This is a genomic window from Marinobacter sp. NFXS9 (assembly GCF_040148665.1).
Taxonomy (GTDB): domain Bacteria; phylum Pseudomonadota; class Gammaproteobacteria; order Pseudomonadales; family Oleiphilaceae; genus Marinobacter_A; species Marinobacter_A mangrovi.
Genome location: NZ_JAGDDW010000008.1, coordinates 215,231 through 236,763, shown reverse-complemented (window position 1 = coordinate 236,763; position 21,533 = coordinate 215,231). Strand labels below are relative to the sequence as shown.

Sequence of the window (21,533 nt, the reverse complement as noted above, 5' to 3'; positions counted from 1 at the left end):
CCCGTGGGATCATGGGGCTTTCTTCCGGTTTTTGGACGAAACGGGGAGATTTATGATGGATATTATACCCCGAAGTCAGGCCAACTCATTGCCTTTGTTCAGGTTTTTACTTTTGCAGGGGCGACTACGTAGCGCCTTGGCGTATTCGGATAGAGGAAAAAGCCCGTACCCTCATCCCGATTAAAGGGGTTAGAGTGCATTAATTTTGATCAGTGTCTCAGCAACCACCGCCACCATCGCCGCCACCGAATCCGGAGCTGACGCCAGGGCTTGCGTAGGCAGAGGCTAGTTTGGATCCACTTTTGCGCGGAGAGCGGCCGTTTTCAGCGTTTAGAGCGGTTTCGGGAGCTTGCTGCCCCCACGTATAAACGGCCCACCCAAGGTGTCCGAAGCCCAATAGAACCCCAAGCACGCCTAAGAGAACGCTGTCGACGAATAAAGCGGCTCCCATTCCGGTGAACGCGAACGGAATCGAAAATAAATATAGAAAATGGCGAACGCCATTCATAACGCGTTTCATGTGAAATGTTCATCCTTGATCAATGATTTGTTGCCGCCGAAGGATACCATGGTCGTTGTGGTAAAGCGGACATCAGGAAGGCCTGAAGCCGTTCAGCTCCATTGGGAAACCCTACCCCAGCCCACACGACAACCGGACTAAATAGGACACCCACCCCAAGAGTTAAAGGGGCAGAGCGCATTAAATTTGATCAGCTGGTCCATCCCCAGTGCACTAGGTGACGGGCCGCTACGCCTTTCGTCAGAAACCCGCCCTCTCCCCTGTCCGATTTTCTCCATTCGTCACCCAATCCAATAGCAGCGTGCTTTTGCATTCGGTAACCTCGGTCTCTGACCACTCGGGATGAGAGGAGAAAGGAAGGGGTCGGGGTCGGAAGGGGGTCAGGTGTTCAGTTGTTAATTGCCCGCTTTTCCCATTCCATAAAACGATGTCATTTGATCGAAATCGGGCCGGATACTCACTATTGCAACTAACCACGGCGCCACTCACGGCCGAATACCGCTTGCAGCAACGAAAAACAGAATGACGGTTCCACCAACGACTATGACCAGCAGCGAGAGCAAATAGCCAATGACAACCAGTACCTTATCGCTGGCCTTGTCCCAAGCCTCTTTCTTTGAAACTCGATGCAAGTAGAAAGCCCCACACGCTGAAAAGCCCGTCCACAACAGTAGGACCAAAAACACATCATTATCGCCGCCGCTGTATAAGGCAGAACTCAGCGCAAAAAACGAGAGTGCGTGCACCACGAGCATCGTGGTGAATACGACAACCGACTTTTTCATGGCATCTGACAAGCCCGATTTTTACAGAAGGCCTTCCTCAATAAGCACGGTCTACCAACCTTCAAGAGGTACACCATGTTTCTCCAGATAGGCGCCATTCTCTTCCATGTAGTCTGCAGATCGGACCTGGAATTGCCCCGGGTCACCCTCTACTTCAACAGCCGGAACCCGCATGACTTCAACAGCGTTCGAACGCTGACTCATCATCCAGACCACCACCTCCCCTCCCGGGGCAAGCCCTAAAATAAGTGTGCTTCTAGGCTCATGACGGACATTGCCCCGTTGGGTCGTATGACGAGCAGCCTCTCGCATGCGATCTTTGAGGTCTGGCGGTATCTTGATCAGTGTCGAGTAGAATTTCTGCTCCGCGAATGAAAACCAATGGAGGCCTATCAAGTTTGGGAAAGGATCCATCGCGCCGCCGGTTCCGAAGGGACCGTTATCACCTTTCCAACAGCAACTGACATCGCCCACCGGCACTCGCCAGCTTCGCTCGCCGGATTTTTCCAGATGCATATTAATGACCCACATCTGGTAGTGCTGGGGGGCGGCAACCCCCACGTACCAGGGGATATCCTTGTCTTCCTTGGTCGTACACCCCGCCAGTATCAGAATGCACAATAGGTAACAGGCGTATTTTATGACGTTCACCACCACTCCTTAGTGATTCGGGTATACGATCCGTTCGCCGGATTCGGTTGGGGCATGCGGGCATACGACTTCGGGCAGATCAAGTGCAGCCGGCTCCCCAAGGGCGAGGAACTTAATCGGGCTGTAATCGGCAGAATAATGAATATATCGCTGCCGCAGCAGGCTTTCCCGGCTTGTTGACAGTGAAGCGCTGGCGGCACCGGCCATAATTTGCTCCGAGAGATTTTCCGCAACAGGGACAAGTTCATCCGGTAGACGATATGCGTCGTTGGTCGGATCGATACTCCTTAGAGGCACATCGGCCTGCACGGCCAACTGATGCATGAGCTTCAGGGTTACCCGAGAATATTCCCCTCGCATCTGGCGAACCATTCTCAGGGCCAACTCGGCGTCTCGAGAACCGTGCGGTGCTCGCCCCGGATCAATGTGATGATAGATTTCCAGGCTTGCTTCACTTTCCGGCCCCAGTTCACTGGGCGACGGGTTGGGACGCTCAGAGGATCTTACTGGCAAGCAGTTCACACCGATCCACCCCTCGGCGTCCTTTTGTTTTTTCAGGGCCTCCAATGCATGCCATTGAGACGTGTCTTCTGCATTCTCAAACCATGAAAGAGAAACGTGTTGCAATGGGGTGAGTAGCACATCTTCCCGCATGCTATCGGGATACCCGCCGCCAACATCAGAGTGCACCCCGGGCAGTGCGATTTCCCGATAGTTATCAGGCAAGGTGGCATCCGGATTGCGCAGGCTGTTTAAGGCAAAGTTCTTCCGCCGCTCGTCAGAGGCCACCAGGTGAACGGCCTGTTCGACCTTGCCTGGGTCCAGGTAGATCTTGACCGGATCGTTCCGGTCGTTGCTTGGTGACAGATCACCCCTTTTGGCGCTGACAACAGCTGCAACGCTATCGAAGAGTCCCACGAAGCGCACTCTAACTTTTTCTGGCCAATTTATATCTGCAGTTTCAAAAGCCTGACCCAAAGCCCCTTCAGTGCCTCGATTAATTTCATGAGCAGCGTGTCGGGCAGCCGCAGAGCCCCGGCTGAACCCAAACAAATCAATTGTTAGAGTCGTTATAGCTCCAGGAAGCTGTAGCTCATCAATTCGCTGAGCGATCCGATGACATGCCCCGTCCACCTGGCTCAGTATGCCAGTGTCCCCAAGGCCGGTAGACATTCCCTCCAGTGAATCACCATCGCCGGTTTCGGTACCAATACCGGGAGCGTATTCAACCAGCCTTTGCGTAACCTTATCCCCCTCCACTTTTCGCGATTCGATATATAAATCAGCCAGCTTGGCGACATTGCTTGGTGCATTGGTATAACTGGTACCAAGAGCCAATCCTAACCGGTATTCGCATTCCGCCTGGGAGATCTCGCCGCGCTCGAATGGCGCAAGGCATTCTTCCTTGATTTGATCCCTGTAGGTCTGGGAATTGTCGGCATTATTGAGGGTGCCATCCGTAAACAGACCAATCTCCAAATGGATCTCTGGCTCTTTCTCCAGAGTTGTGGCTTCGGTCGCGCGAACGGAGGAGGACAGGGGTTCAACTTGCTTCGCAGGAAATGGGCTTTGTGGACTTACTGGCTCACGTTGCCGCTCCGTTTCCTGTCGTCGAGACATCAACTCCGTTCCCAGAGAACTTGCGGAGAGGAATCCCACACCACGGCCATCACGGCGGGACAACTCCTGCGAAGTAATGCCATTGTCGTTCAAAATCTGGACGCTGTGGCCCAAGGCAAAATTCGCTTCACTGGCATTGATCTTCCAGCGCCCTTGCCCGGCTTCATTGTCCTCCCAACTTACAACCGGGCTGAATGGTGGCCCATCGCTAATACCGCATACTAGCCACAATTCGCCATTTCGAACTTTCTGTTCGACTTCATCCAGAAGCCGGCCATGGTCTTCGCGGCGTGCTGTGAAAGATGGAGGAAGAGAGAGTATTCGACCGAGCCTGGAGGTACCGAACTCCAACTCTTTCTTAATACGCTCGCGGACCTTGGAGGCCGCGAAAAAGGGAGATTCAAGGTTGGGCAAGTCTGCCGTAACCAAATCCGATGTTTTGACAATATCCATTGACCATCATCCTTGATCAAAATAGCTTCACGCCGGGCAATGGCTTATCGCCGTTCCTTCGCCCGCTTACGGATGCTATCACGGAACAAAATGTTGAAGTAAACAGGCAAAATTCGGAGCATCCTATCAGCGATCAACCAATCGAGGCCGGGGATCGCCTGGCAAATGTAGAATATTGACGAAGCGATCTATGACTTCTTTGATGAACAGTGAATCCTTTGAAGCCATCGTTGCTCTGGTCGTGATGATCGATATCTTTGTTGGTCTGGCTGCCCTCATATTTTCACTCACCATCGGCTTTCGGAAGATCGCGGAAATTGAGAGCAGAATTGCCCCCAAAGGAAGCACGATTGATGTTCAGAAAAAAGCTTGGGGAGAAGGTCCAGTAGGACGGTGGATCAGGATTGTCTACCTGCTGAGTTTCTTCTTCTGGCGAAGAATCCCCGGGCACGGTGTGAAAGTCGCCTCCAATCTAGGCGACATTCATGCCGATGTGCCATGGCACCTGCAATGCTGGCTGGTTATTCCAATGGTTCTCTTCTGGTCTTCGATATTGCTGATGGTGGTGGGCTGGTTGCTGATCGGCTAGATGCCCTGTGTGTAAAAGTCGAAAACGCGATTTATTGTTCTGCAAGATTAATCCGACGTTGTCGGTATTTTCCGACCATCATCCAACTTCACAGATCACCGGCTACGGGCCAGGATTACGCGAGCCCCTTTCCGAAAAACGAGCATGAAACCGGCAAACTGCAATACGCTTACACCAAGCATCACTTCCATCATCAGCCTAGCCGGCGAGCCACTGACGGCATATATAAAGTTCCGGAAGCCATCCGAACCATCAGTAAACTGAAGGACAATCAGGAGCAGCACGATCGACACCAGGATGATGGCGACGAGACTTCCAACTGAAAGTATCATCGCCTCTCGCCAGTCTGGCACCCGGCGCTGAATATCAACAAATGAGAACGCCCCGCCCACTGCGGAGGCCATCGCGTATCCGAATTGCACGGCTGAGGGTATTGTGATGCTCAACAAGCTTTGGGCGGCCAGATGACAGAATTGAATGGCGGCATAGAGTGCCGCCACGGTCAGGATTGTCCGTGTAATCATGAGTTACTACGTCCTTGTTTTGCTTTGGTAGGCTTCCCCGCAAAATCCGATTGCGAAGTCAATATCAGTACGAACCCTATCGATCCTCTTCCTGAAATCCAAGAGGGATGTTCAGAGTGAAAATTGTTTGATCAGCCCACAGCCGCCAATCCGCCAACAATAATTCCGGAGATCAAAATTAAAGGGGTTAGTTCATTCTGCCACGTTTTCTCGGCGCAGCCCCACCGTTAAAAAGGAGCCAGCGCACAAATACCTTATGTGCGCCTGGTCCTTTCAACTCCCTCTGACCTTTACCTGCCTAGAAACAGGCAGGCGTTACCCGTATCAAGCTACACTGCCGTTTCGACCCTCGAGTTTCAGGTTGTTCTCCGCCCACTGGAAAAAGCCGGTTGGCGCCTGGCTAACGATCTGCTCGGCCAGTGCCTGACCTTGCGAATAGTCGCCGCCGTAGTAGCCGTGGGCCTCGAACCAGTCAAACATCTGCGTAAGTTCCCGACCGCCCGGCACCGCCTCTGCAAACGGGCCTGCCGGTATCTGGGTGAAGGTCAGTTCGATGCCCTTGGCCTTAAACCCGTTGATGATCTCGTTGAAGCTGATTCTGGACCCGACATGCGGTAGATGCTGACCTTGTCCGGCCTTTTCAGGCTGGGAGAAAGCGGCGGCCACCAGATTCCCAAGCTCTCCGATGTCCGCCATATCGATACCGACAGCCGGGTTGATCGGCAGGGTCCAGCCGAGCGTGCCGTCCTGTTGGGGTTGCGGCGCCATGTTGTAGACGAAGTTCTGATAGTAGAACGCCGGCATCACGAAGCTGTAAAAACGAAAGCCGGCATCGGCCACTTCCCGGTCCATTTTGGCTTTATTGGTGAAGTGAGGGACGTCGAGGCGGCCTTCACTGACGGCTTCCACGTTGGGCAGCGTCGACCAGACAAAGTGTTCGACACCCTGTTTTTTCGCGCTCGTGATGAGGGCACGGCATTGGGCGATCTCGTCGGTGCCCGGCTGCCAGGCGTTGGTAACGGCAAAGACGCCGTAGGCACCACGTAGGGCTTTATCCAGACTTTCCGGGCGGTCCAGATCCCCATAGATCACGTCGTCCGCTCGCCCCTGGTACTGGTCAGGGTTTCGGGTGACTGCGCGGACCTGGAAGTTGCCCGCGGCTTTCAAGGCGTCAACCACGCCCCGACCTTGTTGCCCTGAAGCGCCCAATACAGCAATGGTGTGTTTACGATTCATCATGGTTTTCTCCTGGTAGGTAACGATCAGCAACGAGAAAACAGCTTATAGTGCTAATATCTGGAACATAAGCGGCTAATTTGAAACTAAATTGTTCCATTAACGAGACAATTAGCGATGGATATGAATGGCATGGCGGTGTTCGTGGCGGTTGCCGAGGCGGGGTCTATAACGGCTGCCGGTAAGCAACTGAACCTGCCGAAGGCCACGATAAGCCGACGCCTGAAGGCCTATGAAGACGACATCAACGCGACGTTGTTTCGCCGTTCAACCCGGGCGCTGTCGCTGACCGACATTGGGCAGCGACACTTCCAGCGAGTCAGTGGCCTCGTGCATGAAGCGGAAGAGGCACTAACGCAAGTTCGCGAGGACCAGACCTTGCCCTCAGGCCTGATCCGGATCAGCACGTCAATGGTGTTTGGTGAGACCTTTCTTGCACCAGTGATCTGGCATCTGGCCAAAGCTCATCCTGCGCTGCGTTTCGAGCTGGTCCTGGGCGATGAGTTGGTGGATATCGTCAAGGAAGGGATCGACTTCGCGATTCGCCTTGGCCAGCCCGAGGACTCCGAGTTGATTGGACAAACGCTGGGCAGCGCCTCCCAGGTGCTGGTTGCGACGCCTGAATGCTTTGAGGGTGCAACACCTCCGAAAACCATCGCCGATCTGGATGCCCTCCCCACCATCGTGACCTCCGCCCGCCGCAATCACTGGTCCTTTGCCGATGGGAACGTCTACCGCTGTCGCTGGGTGATCGCTGCGGGCAGTATCAATGCAAGTCTGGGAGCCTGCTTACAGGGTCTTGGAGTTTGTGCGGTGCCGGCGCGGATGGCCCGGCCACACATCGAACGAGGTACGCTTGTTCAGGTTCTCAAGGAAAACCCACTTCGAGACGTCCCTATCGTTCTGCTCTATCCTCGCTTGAGACATCGATCGGCCATCACCAAGGTCTTGCTGGAGGCCCTGAGGGCTTCGTTGAAACAGAGTTTTGAGGATTAAAGCGAGCAGACCCATTGAAAATTGGAATACCCAATATTCGCCCCGAATCCACGCTCTACCCAACCGGTTCCGTGACAGCGGCGTGTTCCCCGCCTTGCGTCGATGCGTATTCACTTGGCGGTGTGCCAACATGGCGCGAGAAGGCGACACTGAATGTGCTGGCCGAATTGTAGCCAACGTGTTCAGCCACATCAGCAATGCGAACTTGGCTCTGTTTCAAGAGCTGCTTAGCCAGAGCCATTCTCCATGCTAGCAGGTAGGCCTTCGGCGGGATGCCGACGGTGCGATTGAACCTCTCGAAGAATGCCGAACGGGACAAGGCTGCTTCCTGTGAAAGCTCCGCAACGGTCCAGGCGTGGGCTGGCCGTTCATGTATGGCGCGAATGGCATTGGCAATGCGGACATCGGCGAGCCCAAGGACAAGACCCGGTGACGCCGAGGTGCCCGTCGTACAACGCAGGGCTTCGATCAGCAGCACTTCCAACAATCGGGAGAGGACCTCTTCCCGTGCCGGCCGTTGTGCACGGGACTCATCGCCAACCAGTTTCACCAGCGTGCCCAACCTGTGCTCACCACGGATATGGATAAACCTGGGCAATAGCGAGACCAATAGGGCCACATCCGGTGATTCGAAATCGCAGTGCCCCACCACCATGCGCAAGTCAGGCGGAGCATCCTGAAGTCCAACCCTGAATTCGCCGGCACCGATCGCAACGGGCTGCATTTCGCTGTTTTGGTGTGGCGGTTCAAGGCTGGACATGTCGATACGATCCACTGCAGGCACCAGCACGAAGTCGCCGGGCTGGAGCTCAATGGGCTCGTACCCGTTTACCGAGAAATATGCCCCGCCGTCCAGCACGATGCAGTAGAACGGCCGCCCGCCGTCGGACCGCTTTATGCGCCACTGGCCGGCACCGGAGACCAGCTTGGAATAGCGGGCACTGGGTCTGAGAAGCGAGACCACTTCCGCAAGCGGATCGATCATAACCGGACTCCTGCTAAAGAAATGCGGACTTTTAGATGTCGTTAGTACGGCCCAGGACGCCTATTGTGTTGGCTCACTCACATACGACACAAGGTCTCCCGATGAAAACAGTAATGATCACCGGCTGCTCCTCCGGCTTCGGTCTGGAAATCGCCCGTCACTTCCTCGACCACGACTGGAAGGTCATCGCCACCATGCGGGTTCCGCGAGAGGACGTCCTGCCCCAATCCGATCACCTGAGGGTAATGGCCCTCGACGTTACGGACCCGAACAGCATTCGCCGGGCTCTGGAAATGGCGGGCCCTATCGACGTTCTCGTCAACAATGCGGGTATCGGCGCGGCCTGTCCCTTCGAGCTCACGTCACTGGAGCAGTCACGCGCTCTCTTCGAGACCAACACGTTTGGAACCATCGCGATGACACAGGCCGTACTGCCTCAGTTCCGAGAGCGCCGAGCCGGTGTCATCATCAACATCAGCTCAAGCGTCACGCTGGGGGCGCTGCCGTTAGTCTCGGTATACAGTGCAAGCAAGGCGGCCATGAATGCCCTGACACGATCAATGGCGTTGGAGCTGGAGCCCTTTGGTATACGGGCGCACCTGGTATTGCCGGGTCGCTCGCCAGAGACCCGGTTTGGTAGCAATGCGCATTTCGCCGGGATGGATCACGAAGCCTACGCGGACTTCGCACAGCAGACACTGGCCGGCATGAGGGAAGCCTCGGGGCCGGTGACCTATGCTATCGACGTGGTCGAAGCGGTCTGGCGCGCAGCAACCGATCCATCGTCACCGCTTGAGATTCCCGCCGGAGAGGATGCGATTATGATGGCCGATGCGAACTAAACGTGGCTCGCCAGAAAGCAGGATAGATTTATTTAAAGCCCACTATGAGACTCGGAGCCAGATACCGGAGGGCGTCCGCTGCCCTCCGGTTGAAACCGGGAGATTAAGGGGTCAGAGCACTTTGATCGATGAAAGCAGGGTCAGGAATCAGCAGGATAAACCGATGCCGACAAACTCACGTACGTCTATGCTGGCCACGACCATTACACGCCGGGCCTCCTTGCGCCCTCACCCGGGAGGCTGACCGGGAACCGAATACGGAGATGTGAATGACGATTTTTGAAGAGCTTCGGGCCGACCACGACAAGCAGCGAAAGCTGATTGAGCAGGTTCTGGAAACCCATGGCGCCAGCGACGAGCGGGACCGGTTGTTTCTGAACCTGAAAAAGGAACTGGCCGATCATGCGCTGGCAGAGGAACGTCATTTCTACGTGCCCCTGATGCAGTTCGATACGACCCAGGAAAAAGCGAGGCACAGCGTTGCCGAGCACCATGAGCTCGATGAGTTGGTTGACGCCGTCTCTTCATCCGACCAGGATTCACCCGGTTGGCTGGCTCACGCCAAAAACCTGGCTCACAAGCTGCTGCACCACCTCGAGGAGGAAGAAAAGGAGGTGTTCACCGTTGCGGGCAAGGTGTTGGCAGACGATCAGAAAACCTCTCTCGGAACCGATTACCGCAACGAAATGGAGGAAAGGAAAACCGCCTGAAAAGGCGACGATGCCAAACAGAAATGAGGAGGACAACGGATGAGTGCACCACTGAACGGAAAACGAGTCGCATTTCTGGCCACCGACGGCGTGGAGCAAATCGAGTTGACCCGCCCCTGGCAGGATCTCCAGGGAGCCGGCGCCGCGCTGGAATTGATTTCTCTCGAAGGCGGTGACATTCAGGGCTACCACCACCTGGACAAGGCCCACACCTTCAAGGTGGATAAAACGGCGGCGAACGCCAACGCAGACGACTACGACGCCCTGGTCCTGCCGGGTGGCGTGGCCAATCCCGACGCCCTGCGAACCGACGCCCATGCCGTTAAGCTGGTCAAGCAGTTCTGCAATAAGCACAAGCCAGTGGCGGCCATTTGCCACGCGCCCTGGACACTGATTGAAGCGAACCAGGTCGCAGGCCGGACGCTCACTTCTTTCCCGAGTCTGAAAACCGACATTCAGAACGCCGGGGGCCATTGGGTCGATGAGCCGGTGCACAACGACAACGGGTTGATCACGAGCCGGGTCCCGGATGACCTGGACGCGTTTTGTGCCGAGTTGATTGAAGTTCTCTCACCGTTTTCCTGATTCTTGAGGCGTCAGGTTGCGCTTCGAAGGGGCCGTAGCACTAGCCCCTTCGGTTGGCTTGGACACGCCAAGTCGCTCACGGCGATTGAAAAGGGTAGAGCGCATTAATTTTGAAAATCCAAGGAGTGGCCAGGAGCCTGATCTAGCGCCCTACCCTTGTTACTCACAGCAAAAGACAAAATCCGCCCCGGAACGGGTATTTTCAATTCGGTGCGTTTTCACTCAGCACGCCGTGTAACCCCCATCAATGACCAGCTCGCTGCCTGTCACAAATTTCGACTCGTCGGACGCGAGATAGACAATGCCCCAGGCAATGTCGGCCGGTTCCCCCATGTGGCCCAGAGGGTGAAGGTCTGCGGTGGCCTGTTTGGCGTCGTCCATCGCCATGCCCGTGGTCTGGAGGTGGTGTTCAACCATCGGTGTCCAGATAAACCCGGGATGGACGGAATTCACCCGGATCCTGTCGGGCGCGTACAGCAGGGCGTCCGTTTTTGACATCAGCCGCACCGCGCCTTTGGAGGCGTGATAAGGGGGAACATCCGGCGCGCTGACAATGCCGTAAATCGACGACAGGTTGATAATGCTGCCTACCCCGGCCCGCTTCATGTGGGGGATCGCATGCTTGGTCCCAAGGAACACGCCTTTTACGTTAACGGTCTGTACAAGGTCCCACTCTTCCTCGCTCAGTTCGTGTGTGGGCTTGTTCGGCCCGGAGATCCCGGCATTGTTGACCAGGACCGTCAGGCCGCCAAAGGCCTCGGCAACCTCATCCAGAACGCGCTTGAACTGGTTTCCGTCGGTGACATCGCAGTGCCAGTAGCGAACCGGGTGGCCTTTGGCCGTCAGTTCGGACGCCAGTGCCTGGCCCTCGCGCTCCTCCCGGTCCAGAACGGCGACGGCCGCGCCCTCTTCCGCCATCCGCCGGACAACGGCAGCGCCAATTCCCATGGAGCCGCCGGTGACCGCGGCCACCTTGCCTTTCAATCTGTCCATGACACTCTCCCGCTTAACCAATAGAACTCATCCGTGGCGTCATCTCCCACCTCCGACGCCGCCTGGTGTTTAAACGTTATACAACCCGGCTTTCGGCGTTTTGATTGAGATCAAAGCATGCGTCAGATCAGATGGATCGGAGCGTGGAGTCAGGCTGGACACAAAGAGATGTCCAGAGCGTATTCATTGTCGGGAAGCCCGTTGTGGGAAAACCCGGCCTGCTTGCTAGCCAGGGAACAGACGCCAGCAGTCCAACACACACCCATTTCCTTTATAATCTCGCCACTTTCTATCCCACCAGTGACTTTGATGATCGAATTGAGGGGCCTATGGATCGATTGACGGGCATGGGGGTGTTTGTTGCGGCCGTTGAGGAAGGGAGTTTTGCGGCGGCGGCGCGACGTTTTGGGTTATCTCCTGCAATGGCCGGGAAATATGTCAGTGCCCTGGAGGTCGAGCTGAGTGCTCGTCTGCTTCATCGCACGACAAGGCGCCTGAACCTGACGGACACCGGCCAGGTTTATTTCGAGCGCTGCAAACGCATTCTCGAAGCCTACGACGAAGCAAAACGCGAAGCCGGCGATGCACACGGCACCGCCCTTGGGGTCCTGCGCATCGCCACGCCGACGACTTTCGGGACGATGCATCTCGGTGACGTGATCGCGCAATTCATGGAGGACCACCCGCTGGTCAACGTTGAGGTATCGATGAACGACCGCTACGTTGATCTGCTCGAAACGGGCACGGATATGGCCATACGCATCGGTCGCTTACCAGACTCCTCAATGATTGCCCGGCGACTCGCTCCGTGTCGGATGGTTATCTGTGCGTCGCCCGAATACCTTGAGCACAACGGCACGCCACACACGCCGGATGATCTGCGCCGTGCTCCCAGGCTTGCCTTCAGTGACGCCGTATCCGCCGGCGACTGGACGCTTTTCGACCCGGATGGCAAGGCCCATCGTATTGACGGGCCTTGCCGGATGTCGGCCAACAACACGGAGATGCTGCTGGCCGCTGCCTTGAGAGGTTCCGGAATCGTCTACGGTCCGTCGTTTGTGTTCGGCGAGCAGATCGCAAACGGAAACCTCGTCGAGTTACTGCCGGAGTGTCATTCGTCAGACCTCACCATACAGGCGATCTTTCCCAGTTCCCGTCACATGCCGTTCAAGGTTCGCCGTTTCCTGGACTATCTGGTCGACGCTTTCGGAGACGAGCCGCCCTGGGATCGCTTTTAGTCGGAATGGTGTCAGGCTTCCGCGGAGGCCATCCATGTCTCCAGGCAATCCCGAATCTCATCGGACAGTGCGGTCGGTGCCTCGAGTGGCAACAGGTGCCCGACTCCAGCCAGAATGCTTAGACTTGCGCCGGCGATTCTGGGCATCACTTCCTGCTGCAAGGTTTCAACCCGGTCGACCTGATCCTTTTCGCCCGCAATCACCCTGACAGGCACGTCGATGGCCCCAACCGCCGAGGCGATGTCTTCAAGCATCCCCTGCTGTGGCCACGCGGCCTTGGCCTGTGGCGCGGCGCGCAAGCTGTCTTCAATCACTTGAGCGCGATGCTGCGGGGAAAGTGGACTCGCCGTCAGTACGTTATCCACGACCCATTCAATCGATTCCCGGGCGTTGTACGCTTCCGCCATCATTGCCCGTTCCTCATCGGGCAACACCATGGGCGAAGGCGGTGACGGCGCCACCAGAATAAGCCCCTCCAATCCCTGCGGGCGGCGGGATGCCAACAACTGCGCGACCTTCCCGCCCATCGAGTGCCCGACCAAGACATAGCGTTGCAAGCCCAGCGCTTCGATGACGTCCTGCGTATCGTTGGCCAGGTCATTCATCCCGTAACCGTGTTCAGGCGCCCCGGAATCTCCCCATCCGCGATGATCAAGGGCGATCGTCCGGTATTGGTGCGACAACTCGCCGACAACACCGCTCCATGTACGCGACGAGCCTCCCCAGTAATGAAGAAACACGAGCGTTGGCTCTCCCTTTCCCCGTTCCCTGACATGAATGTTCGTTTCTCTGGTCTGGATATACATGGCGATACTCCGTAGTTGCTGGTTAAAGACAGGATGTCCAACTCAGGGTCATCCATGCTTACGGAGCCATCTTAGATAGCATCGCCATTGTTGATAATCCGGTTTTCACTATAGGGTGTCGATCGAAATGAGATCGAATAGCAAATTAAAAAGGCCAAAGTTAAAGCGGTCCAACTAAAGCAACTAAAGGGTCCAACTAAAGGGGTCAAGCAACTAAAGGGGTCAGAGCGCATTGGATTTGTTCAACCGGATTCGTGTTGGCGATGGTCTGAATGAAAGTCGCCAAACCACCGGAGACGGGTCCGGTAGCCGCCAGTCTCGTTATAGGATACGTTGTACTGAATGGGGCAATGGTTTAGCGACGGTCCGTCATCTCAGTTTACGCATTGCCGCCATCCGGTCTTTTCCAACCCCGTCACCACCTGGCGCTCATCATGAATGTGGATAAAGCAAAGAAGCGTATCGCAAAGCAGGTTAAGAAAGGCTTCCATGGCTACCCGTTGATTTCACTGGAGTACTTTGGAAAGACGCCGGACCTGGCATCCGAAGTCGTCATCTCATTTACCGCGGAAGAAGGCGCCCAACCCCAGAAGCAGACGTTCGTGAGCGACAAGGACGCCCGGGAAGACGAGACGATCCAGTCGGCTCTCGTGAAAATCATTGAGCGCGCGGATGCCAAAACGGTGGCTGAACAGGGTGGCGTATCCATCCTTAGCTAAAAAGATCAAAGGGGTCTACCTTTGAATTTCGACCACCATGGCTCCTTTGTGGTGGTCGGTTTTCTATGGACGCCAAGGCGAAGGGGCGATAGCCCCTTCCCTTCAATCACTCGATCTCTGACAGGAGATCCGGGTGGGTAACCAGGTTCCTGACACCGTGGGCATGGTCCTCATCGAAGATGTTGCCTTTGCACCACTCACCAACCGTACGTATATCGACCTTGGCTACCTTGGGGCGCACATTCCAGGTGACCTGGAAAGGCGAACCTTTCTCGTTGTATGCCGGCCCTGTGGTAGAGCCTGCGTATTGGACCGGCACTCCCGTATCGTCGGGAATATTGACCGCCTGGTACCGCCCGTCACGCATGCCCAGATCGGTCAGCAAGCCAAAGTCCAACGCATCCCGGTCGTTGACTAACGCGAACACCTGAGACTCGACCCGAAGCTGCGGGTTGCCAATAGCGTCGCTCAGACAGGCGCCCAGTGTCGCCCCGGGCTTGACGTCCGCAGTCGAGAACACATAGTGGACTTCGATCGTGTCACCGGATTGGAGCCGACTGTGATCGGAGGCGCACATGGCGCCTCTGACAGGGGCACGCTCCGAGGATGTCAGTTGGCCGGAGTACCGGTAGCCACTCTGATACCCGGCGCCATCGCCCGGGCCTGCGTATGTCGTGAACTCACCGCCTTTATGCTCTGCGTTCTTGTGGAAATGGATATTGCAGAGGTTCATTTCCACGTGTGGAGGCGCGGCACTGAACACCCGATCATTACTGCCTGCATGCTGGTCGATATCCCGCGGGGATTGGGGTCCGTACCCCTCTCCTTGCGTGTCCTCGATAAGTGCCTGGCGCTGCTCTTCTACGCCCCCTGAGGACGCCTCCCTGTGTCCGTCAGCCGCAAGGGCGGACGTTGCGATCAGCGACTGCAGCAGGCACATCGGTAAAACGGAACGCTTCATTGCAAGAACTCCAACTGTGGATTCAGTAACCGCCAGCGGTAATCCGTCTGGCCATTTCGGTTAACCGGGCCACATTCACATCGACGGGCCCAAGGTGCTCTTCGGTTCGTCGAGCGATCGCTCATCAAACCCTGAACTGCACGACGATCGATTGCAGCTCGTTCGCCATCCGGGTGAGATCCCGCCCAGCCGTAGCCGTCTCCTCAGCGCCTTGGGCGGTCTGCTCGGACATGGTGTTGAGCCTGATGATGTTTGAACTGACTTCCTCGGTAACGCCCACTTGTTGCTCAGACGCGCTTGCGATCTGGATGGCCATATCGTTAATCGACGTCATAACCCGGGTAATCGTGGAGAGCTTGTTCCCCGCCTCGGCGGCAAAGTCCACGGTTTTACTCACCTGCTGCCGGTTACTCTCCATAGACATGACCGCTTCATGTGAGACTGATTGCAGTTGAGCCATCATGTCGTCGATCTCCTGGGTCGATGTGTGTGTGCGAGAGGCCAGGGCCCGGACTTCGTCGGCAACCACTGCGAATCCTCGGCCGTGCTCGCCAGCCCGGGCCGCTTCGATAGCGGCATTCAGGGCAAGCAGGTTGGTCTGCTCGGCAATCGACCGGATGACCTGCAGTACACCGGCGATCGTAGAGGTGGTCTCTTCGAGCCGTGTTATCGCCTGGGCCGACGCTTCGATTTCGTCGGAAAGGGCGGTAATCTCGTCGATACTTTTCTCGACCGTCGAGCGCCCTTCCTGTGCGTGCTGGCTCGCTTCAGCGACGGCATTGGCGGTATCGCTGATGTTTCGGGCAACCTCCTGGGCGGTAGCGGACATTTCATGGATGGCGGCCGAGAGCTGTCCCGTTTCACTACCCTGTTCATCGATCGTCCGCGCCGTTTGCTCGGTAATAACCGACATTTCTTCGGAGGCGGCGGCCAGTTGGGCGGTAATATTCGAGATCTGGTTGATCATCGCCAACAGCTTCTGGCGCATACCGTTCATAGCCTCAAGCAGCTCGCCGACTTCGTCACGACTGTCTATGGTGAGCTCTGAGGTCAGGTCACCGGAAGCCGTCACAATCGCTTTCCGAATGCCTTTTATGATTGCGCTCGCCACAATCCAGCTCACCAAAAGACCAACAAGGGTGCTGATGGCAACAAGGCTCACGGTGGTATTCAGAGCGCTCTTCTCATGGTTTGTCGCAATGACGGCACTGTGTTCGGTGAAGCTCATGATCTCTCGCTGTAGTTCCTCCATGGCCCGGCCAAGTCCTTGTTTATGGTCATAGATGGAGGCGGACATGGCGGCAACGGCCTCAAACTCCATTTTTTGCAATGCGCCAAAGGCCCGTTCCACCGACTGCTCATAGGCCTTATGGTCTTCCGTGATCTTCTTTATCGCGGCGTCGATCTCCTCCAACTCGCTGATGGTACGCACATCCGCTATCCCGTTGACGGCCGCGGCAATGTCATGGGCTCGTTCGAGTTCTTCATCGAGCGTTATCGAGAGCGCCCGGAATTTATCCATGGCTTCACTGACAGGCGCGCTTTTCGTCCCGTCTGAATAGGCGAAGCGAACAGCATCCCCATAGGCAATAGTCTGCTCGAGCTGGTGAACAGTAATGTCAGAAATCACCTGGGTAAGGGGAAGGTCTTTCTCTGAAATCAGGGTGAGTTCCTTGCCGATACCCGACATGGCGTAAAGGGTGTAACCGGAACTGATCGAGAAAATCAGAAGTATAAGGATGGCCGTGCCGACGATTTTGGTCCTGAGCGTCAGCGCATTAAGGAAACGGTTCATGTCTTTTCTCCACAACGGCGCCTAACACTTTTCTTTCACGGCTCTCCTTGTCCAGCATTATGTCCAGGACATAGCCAACTCCCCCTGGTCAGGCTGCAATGGGGCGGCGACTGAAATGTATTCCTCTCCAAATAGTTTTCAAAGCTAAATAGTGCAACGTTTTGTAGGCGAAAAGAAAAACATTTTGAAAGCCAATCCAAGCTAACCTTTAGATTTAAAAAGACTTTTCTACGAACGTCGTAAGGGTTTCCACCAGGCCCACTCAGGGAATCCCTTAGACCATGCTAAGGGTAATCCCCATTGATGTATCCCGCCCAACAAGTCGATGTCCGGCTCCCAGCCCCCTCAGGTCACCACAGAACACGCGCGGCTTGCGCTCTTGAAAGGCACAGGGCCGGACTTGCCACCCCGGGTTAAAAGGAGTCAGAAAGCAGAAAGGAGTCAGATGAATTCACTTTGGAGATCGCGCATCGCCAACGCAAGAGAAGACCGATGCCGAAAAGGATCACGGTGTCGCGGCGGCAGGCTGAAAGAAACCACACGACAGGCTGGACGCATCGAACGGCTGATGGTTAGCTGGGTGTGATTCGCTAACAGGGAGACGCGATCATGAGTCCGAGTGACAACCCAGCCCGGTTCCAGGCCACTATCCTGCGCCCGGCCAAGCCCGACGGCGAAGCCGCCTGGGCGTTCGTGATCCTGCCCAAAAGCGCCAGCGATATCTTGCCGCGCCGGGGTCGGACGACCGTCGATGTCACCGTGAACGGCCATGATTTCCAGGCCACCCTCGACCCGGACGGGCAACTGAGCCACTGGCTGCGTTTGGAGCCTGAGACGCTCGAATCCGCCGGCGCCGCGGTTGGCGACACGGCTTCGTTCGAGATCGCCCCCGTCGCGCAGGAACCCGAGCCTGACATCCCGCCGGATTTCCAGGAGGCCCTGGCAGCGGCCCCCGAAGCGCGTGCGGTGTGGGAGGCAACCACGCCCATTGCACGCCTGGACTGGATTCACTGGATGACGTCCGCCAAGCAGGCCAAGACGCGGGCCAAGCGGATCCACGACGCGTGCGACATGCTCGCCTCGGGTAAAAAGCGAGTGTGCTGTTTCGATCCGTCCGGCTACTACAGCAAGGCGCTCAGTGCCCCACAGGCGGCGGGAGCCGACTTGGTTAGCGCGGATAAAAAGCGGGTCCAGGAGTGAACCCACGGCAATACGCCAGGGCCCTGGTCTGACCGGCGGGGCGGATAGGGCACCCACCAGCCAGTCGGGATCCATAGGCAATGCCCCCCAAAGGGTTCAGCGCCCGTCCAGTTCACGCGCCAACATGCCAACAAGCTCTGCGGCCGGCCGTTCCCGGGCTAACGGCGCCCCTTGCCCCGCCCATTGCGCGGCGAATTCGGTTTTGCCCAGCCTGGCCGCTGCAGCTGCCAGTTGTTTGGCAGCGTCATAGGCCACAGGATAATCGGCTGGCTTCGGGCTGCCTGCAGCTTCGCCGTGCCGCACATAACGGTTGACGAGCCCCCGCGCAGGACGGCCCGACAACGCTCGAGTCAGCCGGGTTGTCGCCGCTCGGGTACCCTTGAGGTTCGCGCGATAGCTGTCATTGGCGGCGGATTCCGGGCACAGGACAAAAGCGGTGCCGAGTTGCGCCGCAGCCGCCCCCAGGTCAAGCGCCGCACGAATACCCTGGCCATCCATGATGCCACCCGCCGCGATCACGGGTCGTCGGGTCCTTCCCACCAGCATCCGCACCAGCACCGATGTGGCAAGCCCCTCATCGCCAGCGTCCGGATCGAAGATGCCGCGATGTCCGCCAGCCTCGACTCCCTGCGCCACAATGGCATCGATACCGGCCTTCTCGATGAGATCGACTTCGGACACCTGGGTCGCGGTGGCCATCGTGTAGATGCCAGCCTGCTGCAGAGCCCGGACCCGGTCCGGCGAGGGCAATCCAAAGTGGAAACTGACCACCGGCGGGCGCTGCTCCAGCAACATGTCGAAAGCGTCGTTGTCCTCAAGAAAGGACGTATAGATCTCGTTGAGCATCGCCGGGGGTTCAACGCCGACCTCTGCGAACAACGGGGCCAGGTGTTCCAGCCAGGCGGCTTCGCGTTCCGGATCCCGTTGTGCGGGGGCGTGGCAAAACACGTTGACGTTGAAGGGGCGGTCCGTCAAAGCACGTGTTGCCTCAATTTGCTGACGCCCCTGGTCGGCTGGCACGGCACCGATCCCGATCGATCCCAGTCCGCCCGCGTTGGAGACCGCTGCGGCAAGCTGAGGCGTGGAGACCCCGGCCATCGGCGCCTGGACGATCGGGAGGCGGATGCCGAGTCTGGCGAGAAGTTCCTGATCGACGTTCATGGCTTTTCCTTCTGGATTTGAGAATAAGTGAGATGATATATTCTTTAAAACAGAATATTTCACAGGAAAGATTCTCTCAAGGGGAAAAAGCATGGATTCCGAATCACTCCGCATCTTCTGCGCGGTGGCCAGCGAACTGAGCATCACCCATGCCGCCACCCGGCTGGGCCGGGCACCCTCCAACGTGACCACTCGCATCCAGCAGTTGGAAGCGGATTTGGGCGCGGACCTGTTCGTGCGGATCGGCAAGCGATTGTCACTGTCCGCCGCCGGCGACGATTTTCTCGACTATGCGAAGCGCATGATGGCGCTTGAAGAAGAGGCCCGGCATGTGGTCTCGGGAGGCGTGAACGGCGGCACCCTGCGCATCGGCAGCATGGAAAGTACGGCCGCGAGCCGGCTGCCATCGGTACTGGCTGGCTACCACGCCGGTTTCCCGGAGACCCGCCTGGAACTGACCACCGGCCCATCGCGTCCACTGCTTGAGAAGGTGCGTGCCGGTCAGCTCGATTGTGCTTTCATCGCGTTGCCCCCCTCCTTCGAGAACGCCTCGGCGCTGGAGGATCTGGGGCTGACGTGCCGCCCCCTGTGGCGCGAAGACCTGCGTTTGCTGCTGCCCGCTCATGAATCCGGCTGCGATCAGGTCGCCGACATCCAGACGCGCTCACTGGCCGCTTTCCCCCAGGGCTGCACCTATCGCAGCATGGCCGAGACCCTGCTCGGCATAGCTGGCTCAACTACTTGGCGAGTCCAGGAAATGGCCTCCTACCACGCGATGGCGGCTTGCGTTGCCGCCGGGGCAAGTGTGGCGTTGCTACCGGAAAGCGTACTGGCGCTGACGAGAACGCCGTCCGACTGCAAAGCGTTGCCGGCCGGCCAGGCGGACACCCTGCTGGTTTGGCGTGAGGGCTATAACGTGCCCGCGTTTCAGCACCTGATGCAGCAACTGGACGGTGTGCGGTCATGAACACGTCATCCGCCCTGCAATCGGCCGACCGCTCCGAGTGGAAATCCGCGATCCAGGCCGCCCTGGTGCTGACCATTGGCATGGGCTTCGGCCGGTTTGCCTTTACCGCCATTTACCCGCACATGGTCGACGAAGGGGTGCTCAGCCTGCGCGGTGGCAGTCTGGCCGCCTCCGCCAATTACGCCGGCTATCTGCTGGGCGCCCTGCTCGCCGTCCGTCTTCGCGCCCATAAGGCTCACTGGTTTTGCCAGTTATCAATTCTGGGTACCGCCCTCTGCCTGACTGTACTGGCGCTGCTGACCTCTACCGGAACGATTGTCGCGGTCCGTGGCCTCGCCGGACTGTTCAGTGCGTTGTCCATGGTCGCTGCTTCTTTGTGGCTGCTGGAACATCGCGGTCATTCGTGGGGTGCGCCGCTGCTGTATGCGGGCGTGGGCGTCGGGATTGCTGTGTCAGCGGAATTGCTGGTACTTGCGGAAGCGATGGGTCTGGACAGTTTCGGGATGTGGCTGATGCTCGGCATCGCGACGCTGGCCATCGGCCTGATGGCGGCCCCCGCCTTCCTCACGGGCGACGGCGGGCGGGGCATCGTCGAGGGCCTGCGTAAAACGGCACCTTCGAATGCCGATGCGGCCATCGTTGCAGCCTGGCCGCTCATCCTGATCTACGGACTCGCCGGCCTGGGCTATATCGTTACCGCGACCTATCTGCCGACACTGGTCAAAACCGCCTTCCCCGACCTGGACCCGGCTCACGTCTGGGCGGTCTTTGGCCTGGGCGCAGCACCCTCCTGCTATCTCTGGCACCGCGTCCACGACCGGCTGGGAACCCGTCGTGCCCTGCGCCTGAACCTCATCATCCAGGCCTGTGGTGTCGCCCTGCCCGTGGCTTTGGGTTCCGGAGCCGGCTATCTACTGAGCGCCCTGTTGGTTGGCGGCACCTTCATGGGCACGGTCACCATTGCCATGCCCGCCGCACAGCGGGCGGCGCGACAGGCGGGCGCCAACCTGCTGGCAACGATGACACTGGCTTACGGCATCGGCCAGATTATCGGGCCGCTCCTGACGGATGGTCTGTATGCGCTCAGCCATACCTTTGCCAGCTCTCTGTTGGCCGCGGCGGCCGCCCTGATCATCGCCACCCTGATCAGCTTTCGTCTGTAGGCCTTCACTCAGGGTGAAACGGGACAGCGGTGGA

The 21,533-nt window shown here is 57.5% G+C and carries 21 protein-coding genes; 10 read left to right on the top strand and 11 right to left on the bottom strand.

All coding sequences use genetic code 11. The features are described from left to right. Positions 1–1,005: 1,005 nt before the first annotated feature. The 3 genes from J3364_RS14395 to J3364_RS14385 are packed head-to-tail and all read right to left on the bottom strand — an operon-like array spanning position 1,006 to position 4,029. A complete protein-coding gene (locus tag J3364_RS14395; RefSeq protein WP_349559004.1) occupies positions 1,006–1,305 on the bottom strand; it encodes a hypothetical protein in 300 nt (99 codons plus the stop codon). Positions 1,306–1,356: 51 nt separating this feature from the next. Continuing rightward, a complete protein-coding gene (locus J3364_RS14390; protein ID WP_349559003.1) occupies positions 1,357–1,956 on the bottom strand; it encodes a DUF2931 family protein in 600 nt (199 codons plus the stop codon). A 9-nt stretch (positions 1,957–1,965) separates the two neighbouring features. After that, positions 1,966–4,029 (bottom strand): T6SS phospholipase effector Tle1-like catalytic domain-containing protein, encoded by a 2,064-nt coding sequence (locus J3364_RS14385; protein ID WP_349559002.1) that lies wholly within the window; start codon positions 4,027–4,029, stop codon positions 1,966–1,968. A gap of 202 nt (positions 4,030–4,231) precedes the next feature. Here J3364_RS14385 and J3364_RS14380 point away from each other — a divergent pair, with 202 nt between their 5' ends. Beyond that, positions 4,232–4,618 carry a hypothetical protein gene (locus J3364_RS14380; protein ID WP_349559001.1) on the top strand — a complete coding sequence of 129 codons (387 nt, stop codon included), beginning with the start codon at positions 4,232–4,234 and terminating at the stop codon, positions 4,616–4,618. Positions 4,619–4,713: 95 nt separating this feature from the next. On the opposite strand, the gene J3364_RS14375 is transcribed toward J3364_RS14380, so the two are convergent. After that, positions 4,714–5,142 (bottom strand): ABZJ_00895 family protein, encoded by a 429-nt coding sequence (locus J3364_RS14375; protein ID WP_349559000.1) that lies wholly within the window; start codon positions 5,140–5,142, stop codon positions 4,714–4,716. A gap of 324 nt (positions 5,143–5,466) precedes the next feature. After that, positions 5,467–6,381 (bottom strand): NmrA/HSCARG family protein, encoded by a 915-nt coding sequence (locus tag J3364_RS14370; RefSeq protein WP_349558999.1) that lies wholly within the window; start codon positions 6,379–6,381, stop codon positions 5,467–5,469. 129 nt (positions 6,382–6,510) lie between these two features. On the opposite strand from J3364_RS14370, the gene J3364_RS14365 reads away from it, so the two are divergent. After that, a complete protein-coding gene (locus tag J3364_RS14365; RefSeq protein WP_349558998.1) occupies positions 6,511–7,374 on the top strand; it encodes a LysR family transcriptional regulator in 864 nt (287 codons plus the stop codon). A gap of 55 nt (positions 7,375–7,429) precedes the next feature. On the opposite strand, the gene J3364_RS14360 is transcribed toward J3364_RS14365, so the two are convergent. Continuing rightward, positions 7,430–8,359 (bottom strand): AraC family transcriptional regulator, encoded by a 930-nt coding sequence (locus J3364_RS14360; RefSeq protein WP_349558997.1) that lies wholly within the window; start codon positions 8,357–8,359, stop codon positions 7,430–7,432. A gap of 101 nt (positions 8,360–8,460) precedes the next feature. Here J3364_RS14360 and J3364_RS14355 point away from each other — a divergent pair, with 101 nt between their 5' ends. The 3 genes from J3364_RS14355 (at position 8,461) to J3364_RS14345 (ending at position 10,496) form a co-directional block, all read left to right on the top strand. Continuing rightward, positions 8,461–9,201 carry an SDR family oxidoreductase gene (locus J3364_RS14355; RefSeq protein WP_349558996.1) on the top strand — a complete coding sequence of 247 codons (741 nt, stop codon included), beginning with the start codon at positions 8,461–8,463 and terminating at the stop codon, positions 9,199–9,201. A 269-nt stretch (positions 9,202–9,470) separates the two neighbouring features. Next, positions 9,471–9,911, top strand: a complete 441-nt coding sequence (locus tag J3364_RS14350; protein WP_349558995.1) for a hemerythrin domain-containing protein — start codon at positions 9,471–9,473, stop codon at positions 9,909–9,911. Between the two features lie 39 nt (positions 9,912–9,950). Then, complete coding sequence (locus J3364_RS14345; RefSeq protein WP_349558994.1) at positions 9,951–10,496, top strand: type 1 glutamine amidotransferase domain-containing protein; 546 nt, start codon at positions 9,951–9,953, stop codon at positions 10,494–10,496. A gap of 222 nt (positions 10,497–10,718) precedes the next feature. Here J3364_RS14345 and J3364_RS14340 read toward each other — a convergent pair whose 3' ends face one another. After that, complete coding sequence (locus tag J3364_RS14340; protein ID WP_349558993.1) at positions 10,719–11,489, bottom strand: SDR family NAD(P)-dependent oxidoreductase; 771 nt, start codon at positions 11,487–11,489, stop codon at positions 10,719–10,721. Positions 11,490–11,818: 329 nt separating this feature from the next. On the opposite strand from J3364_RS14340, the gene J3364_RS14335 reads away from it, so the two are divergent. Then, complete coding sequence (locus J3364_RS14335) at positions 11,819–12,727, top strand: LysR family transcriptional regulator (RefSeq protein ID WP_349558992.1); 909 nt, start codon at positions 11,819–11,821, stop codon at positions 12,725–12,727. An 11-nt stretch (positions 12,728–12,738) separates the two neighbouring features. On the opposite strand, the gene J3364_RS14330 is transcribed toward J3364_RS14335, so the two are convergent. Further along, complete coding sequence (locus tag J3364_RS14330; RefSeq protein WP_349558991.1) at positions 12,739–13,533, bottom strand: alpha/beta fold hydrolase; 795 nt, start codon at positions 13,531–13,533, stop codon at positions 12,739–12,741. A 434-nt stretch (positions 13,534–13,967) separates the two neighbouring features. Between J3364_RS14330 and J3364_RS14325 the strand changes: the two genes are divergently transcribed. After that, positions 13,968–14,252, top strand: coding sequence for a hypothetical protein (locus tag J3364_RS14325; protein WP_349558990.1), 285 nt, complete (start codon positions 13,968–13,970; stop codon positions 14,250–14,252). 106 nt (positions 14,253–14,358) lie between these two features. Here J3364_RS14325 and J3364_RS14320 read toward each other — a convergent pair whose 3' ends face one another. Both J3364_RS14320 and J3364_RS14315 read right to left on the bottom strand, forming a co-directional pair. Beyond that, a complete protein-coding gene (locus J3364_RS14320; protein WP_349558989.1) occupies positions 14,359–15,213 on the bottom strand; it encodes a delta-class carbonic anhydrase in 855 nt (284 codons plus the stop codon). A gap of 124 nt (positions 15,214–15,337) precedes the next feature. Beyond that, complete coding sequence (locus J3364_RS14315) at positions 15,338–17,008, bottom strand: methyl-accepting chemotaxis protein (RefSeq protein WP_349558988.1); 1,671 nt, start codon at positions 17,006–17,008, stop codon at positions 15,338–15,340. 609 nt (positions 17,009–17,617) lie between these two features. Here J3364_RS14315 and J3364_RS14310 point away from each other — a divergent pair. Beyond that, positions 17,618–18,208, top strand: a complete 591-nt coding sequence (locus J3364_RS14310; protein WP_349558987.1) for a YdeI/OmpD-associated family protein — start codon at positions 17,618–17,620, stop codon at positions 18,206–18,208. Positions 18,209–18,304: 96 nt separating this feature from the next. Here the strand turns inward: J3364_RS14310 and J3364_RS14305 are convergent, their stop codons facing one another. Next, positions 18,305–19,369, bottom strand: a complete 1,065-nt coding sequence (locus tag J3364_RS14305) for an NAD(P)H-dependent flavin oxidoreductase (RefSeq protein ID WP_349558986.1) — start codon at positions 19,367–19,369, stop codon at positions 18,305–18,307. Between the two features lie 91 nt (positions 19,370–19,460). Here J3364_RS14305 and J3364_RS14300 point away from each other — a divergent pair, with 91 nt between their 5' ends. Together J3364_RS14300 and J3364_RS14295 are read left to right on the top strand one after the other, a co-directional pair. After that, positions 19,461–20,336: a LysR family transcriptional regulator gene (locus J3364_RS14300; protein ID WP_349558985.1), complete on the top strand. Its 876-nt coding sequence runs from the start codon at positions 19,461–19,463 to the stop codon at positions 20,334–20,336. After that, a complete protein-coding gene (locus J3364_RS14295) occupies positions 20,333–21,499 on the top strand; it encodes a YbfB/YjiJ family MFS transporter (RefSeq protein WP_349558984.1) in 1,167 nt (388 codons plus the stop codon). Before J3364_RS14300 ends, J3364_RS14295 begins: the two co-directional genes overlap by 4 nt. Positions 21,500–21,533 lie beyond the last annotated feature (34 nt).

What these genes read in the sequence shown, in the direction of transcription:
- J3364_RS14395 (WP_349559004.1), bottom strand. Translation starts at nt 1,305, where the DNA reads ATGAAAAAGTCGGTTGTCGTATTCACCACGATGCTCGTGGTGCACGCA.
- J3364_RS14385 (WP_349559002.1), bottom strand. Translation starts at nt 4,029, where the DNA reads ATGGATATTGTCAAAACATCGGATTTGGTTACGGCAGACTTGCCCAAC.
- J3364_RS14380 (WP_349559001.1), top strand. Translation starts at nt 4,232, where the DNA reads ATGAACAGTGAATCCTTTGAAGCCATCGTTGCTCTGGTCGTGATGATC.
- J3364_RS14375 (WP_349559000.1), bottom strand. Translation starts at nt 5,142, where the DNA reads ATGATTACACGGACAATCCTGACCGTGGCGGCACTCTATGCCGCCATT.
- J3364_RS14370 (WP_349558999.1), bottom strand. Translation starts at nt 6,381, where the DNA reads ATGATGAATCGTAAACACACCATTGCTGTATTGGGCGCTTCAGGGCAA.
- J3364_RS14365 (WP_349558998.1), top strand. Translation starts at nt 6,511, where the DNA reads ATGGCGGTGTTCGTGGCGGTTGCCGAGGCGGGGTCTATAACGGCTGCC.
- J3364_RS14360 (WP_349558997.1), bottom strand. Translation starts at nt 8,359, where the DNA reads ATGATCGATCCGCTTGCGGAAGTGGTCTCGCTTCTCAGACCCAGTGCC.
- J3364_RS14355 (WP_349558996.1), top strand. Translation starts at nt 8,461, where the DNA reads ATGAAAACAGTAATGATCACCGGCTGCTCCTCCGGCTTCGGTCTGGAA.
- J3364_RS14350 (WP_349558995.1), top strand. Translation starts at nt 9,471, where the DNA reads ATGACGATTTTTGAAGAGCTTCGGGCCGACCACGACAAGCAGCGAAAG.
- J3364_RS14345 (WP_349558994.1), top strand. Translation starts at nt 9,951, where the DNA reads ATGAGTGCACCACTGAACGGAAAACGAGTCGCATTTCTGGCCACCGAC.
- J3364_RS14340 (WP_349558993.1), bottom strand. Translation starts at nt 11,489, where the DNA reads ATGGACAGATTGAAAGGCAAGGTGGCCGCGGTCACCGGCGGCTCCATG.
- J3364_RS14335 (WP_349558992.1), top strand. Translation starts at nt 11,819, where the DNA reads ATGGATCGATTGACGGGCATGGGGGTGTTTGTTGCGGCCGTTGAGGAA.
- J3364_RS14330 (WP_349558991.1), bottom strand. Translation starts at nt 13,533, where the DNA reads ATGTATATCCAGACCAGAGAAACGAACATTCATGTCAGGGAACGGGGA.
- J3364_RS14325 (WP_349558990.1), top strand. Translation starts at nt 13,968, where the DNA reads ATGAATGTGGATAAAGCAAAGAAGCGTATCGCAAAGCAGGTTAAGAAA.
- J3364_RS14320 (WP_349558989.1), bottom strand. Translation starts at nt 15,213, where the DNA reads ATGAAGCGTTCCGTTTTACCGATGTGCCTGCTGCAGTCGCTGATCGCA.
- J3364_RS14315 (WP_349558988.1), bottom strand. Translation starts at nt 17,008, where the DNA reads ATGAACCGTTTCCTTAATGCGCTGACGCTCAGGACCAAAATCGTCGGC.
- J3364_RS14310 (WP_349558987.1), top strand. Translation starts at nt 17,618, where the DNA reads ATGAGTCCGAGTGACAACCCAGCCCGGTTCCAGGCCACTATCCTGCGC.
- J3364_RS14305 (WP_349558986.1), bottom strand. Translation starts at nt 19,369, where the DNA reads ATGAACGTCGATCAGGAACTTCTCGCCAGACTCGGCATCCGCCTCCCG.
- J3364_RS14300 (WP_349558985.1), top strand. Translation starts at nt 19,461, where the DNA reads ATGGATTCCGAATCACTCCGCATCTTCTGCGCGGTGGCCAGCGAACTG.
- J3364_RS14295 (WP_349558984.1), top strand. Translation starts at nt 20,333, where the DNA reads ATGAACACGTCATCCGCCCTGCAATCGGCCGACCGCTCCGAGTGGAAA.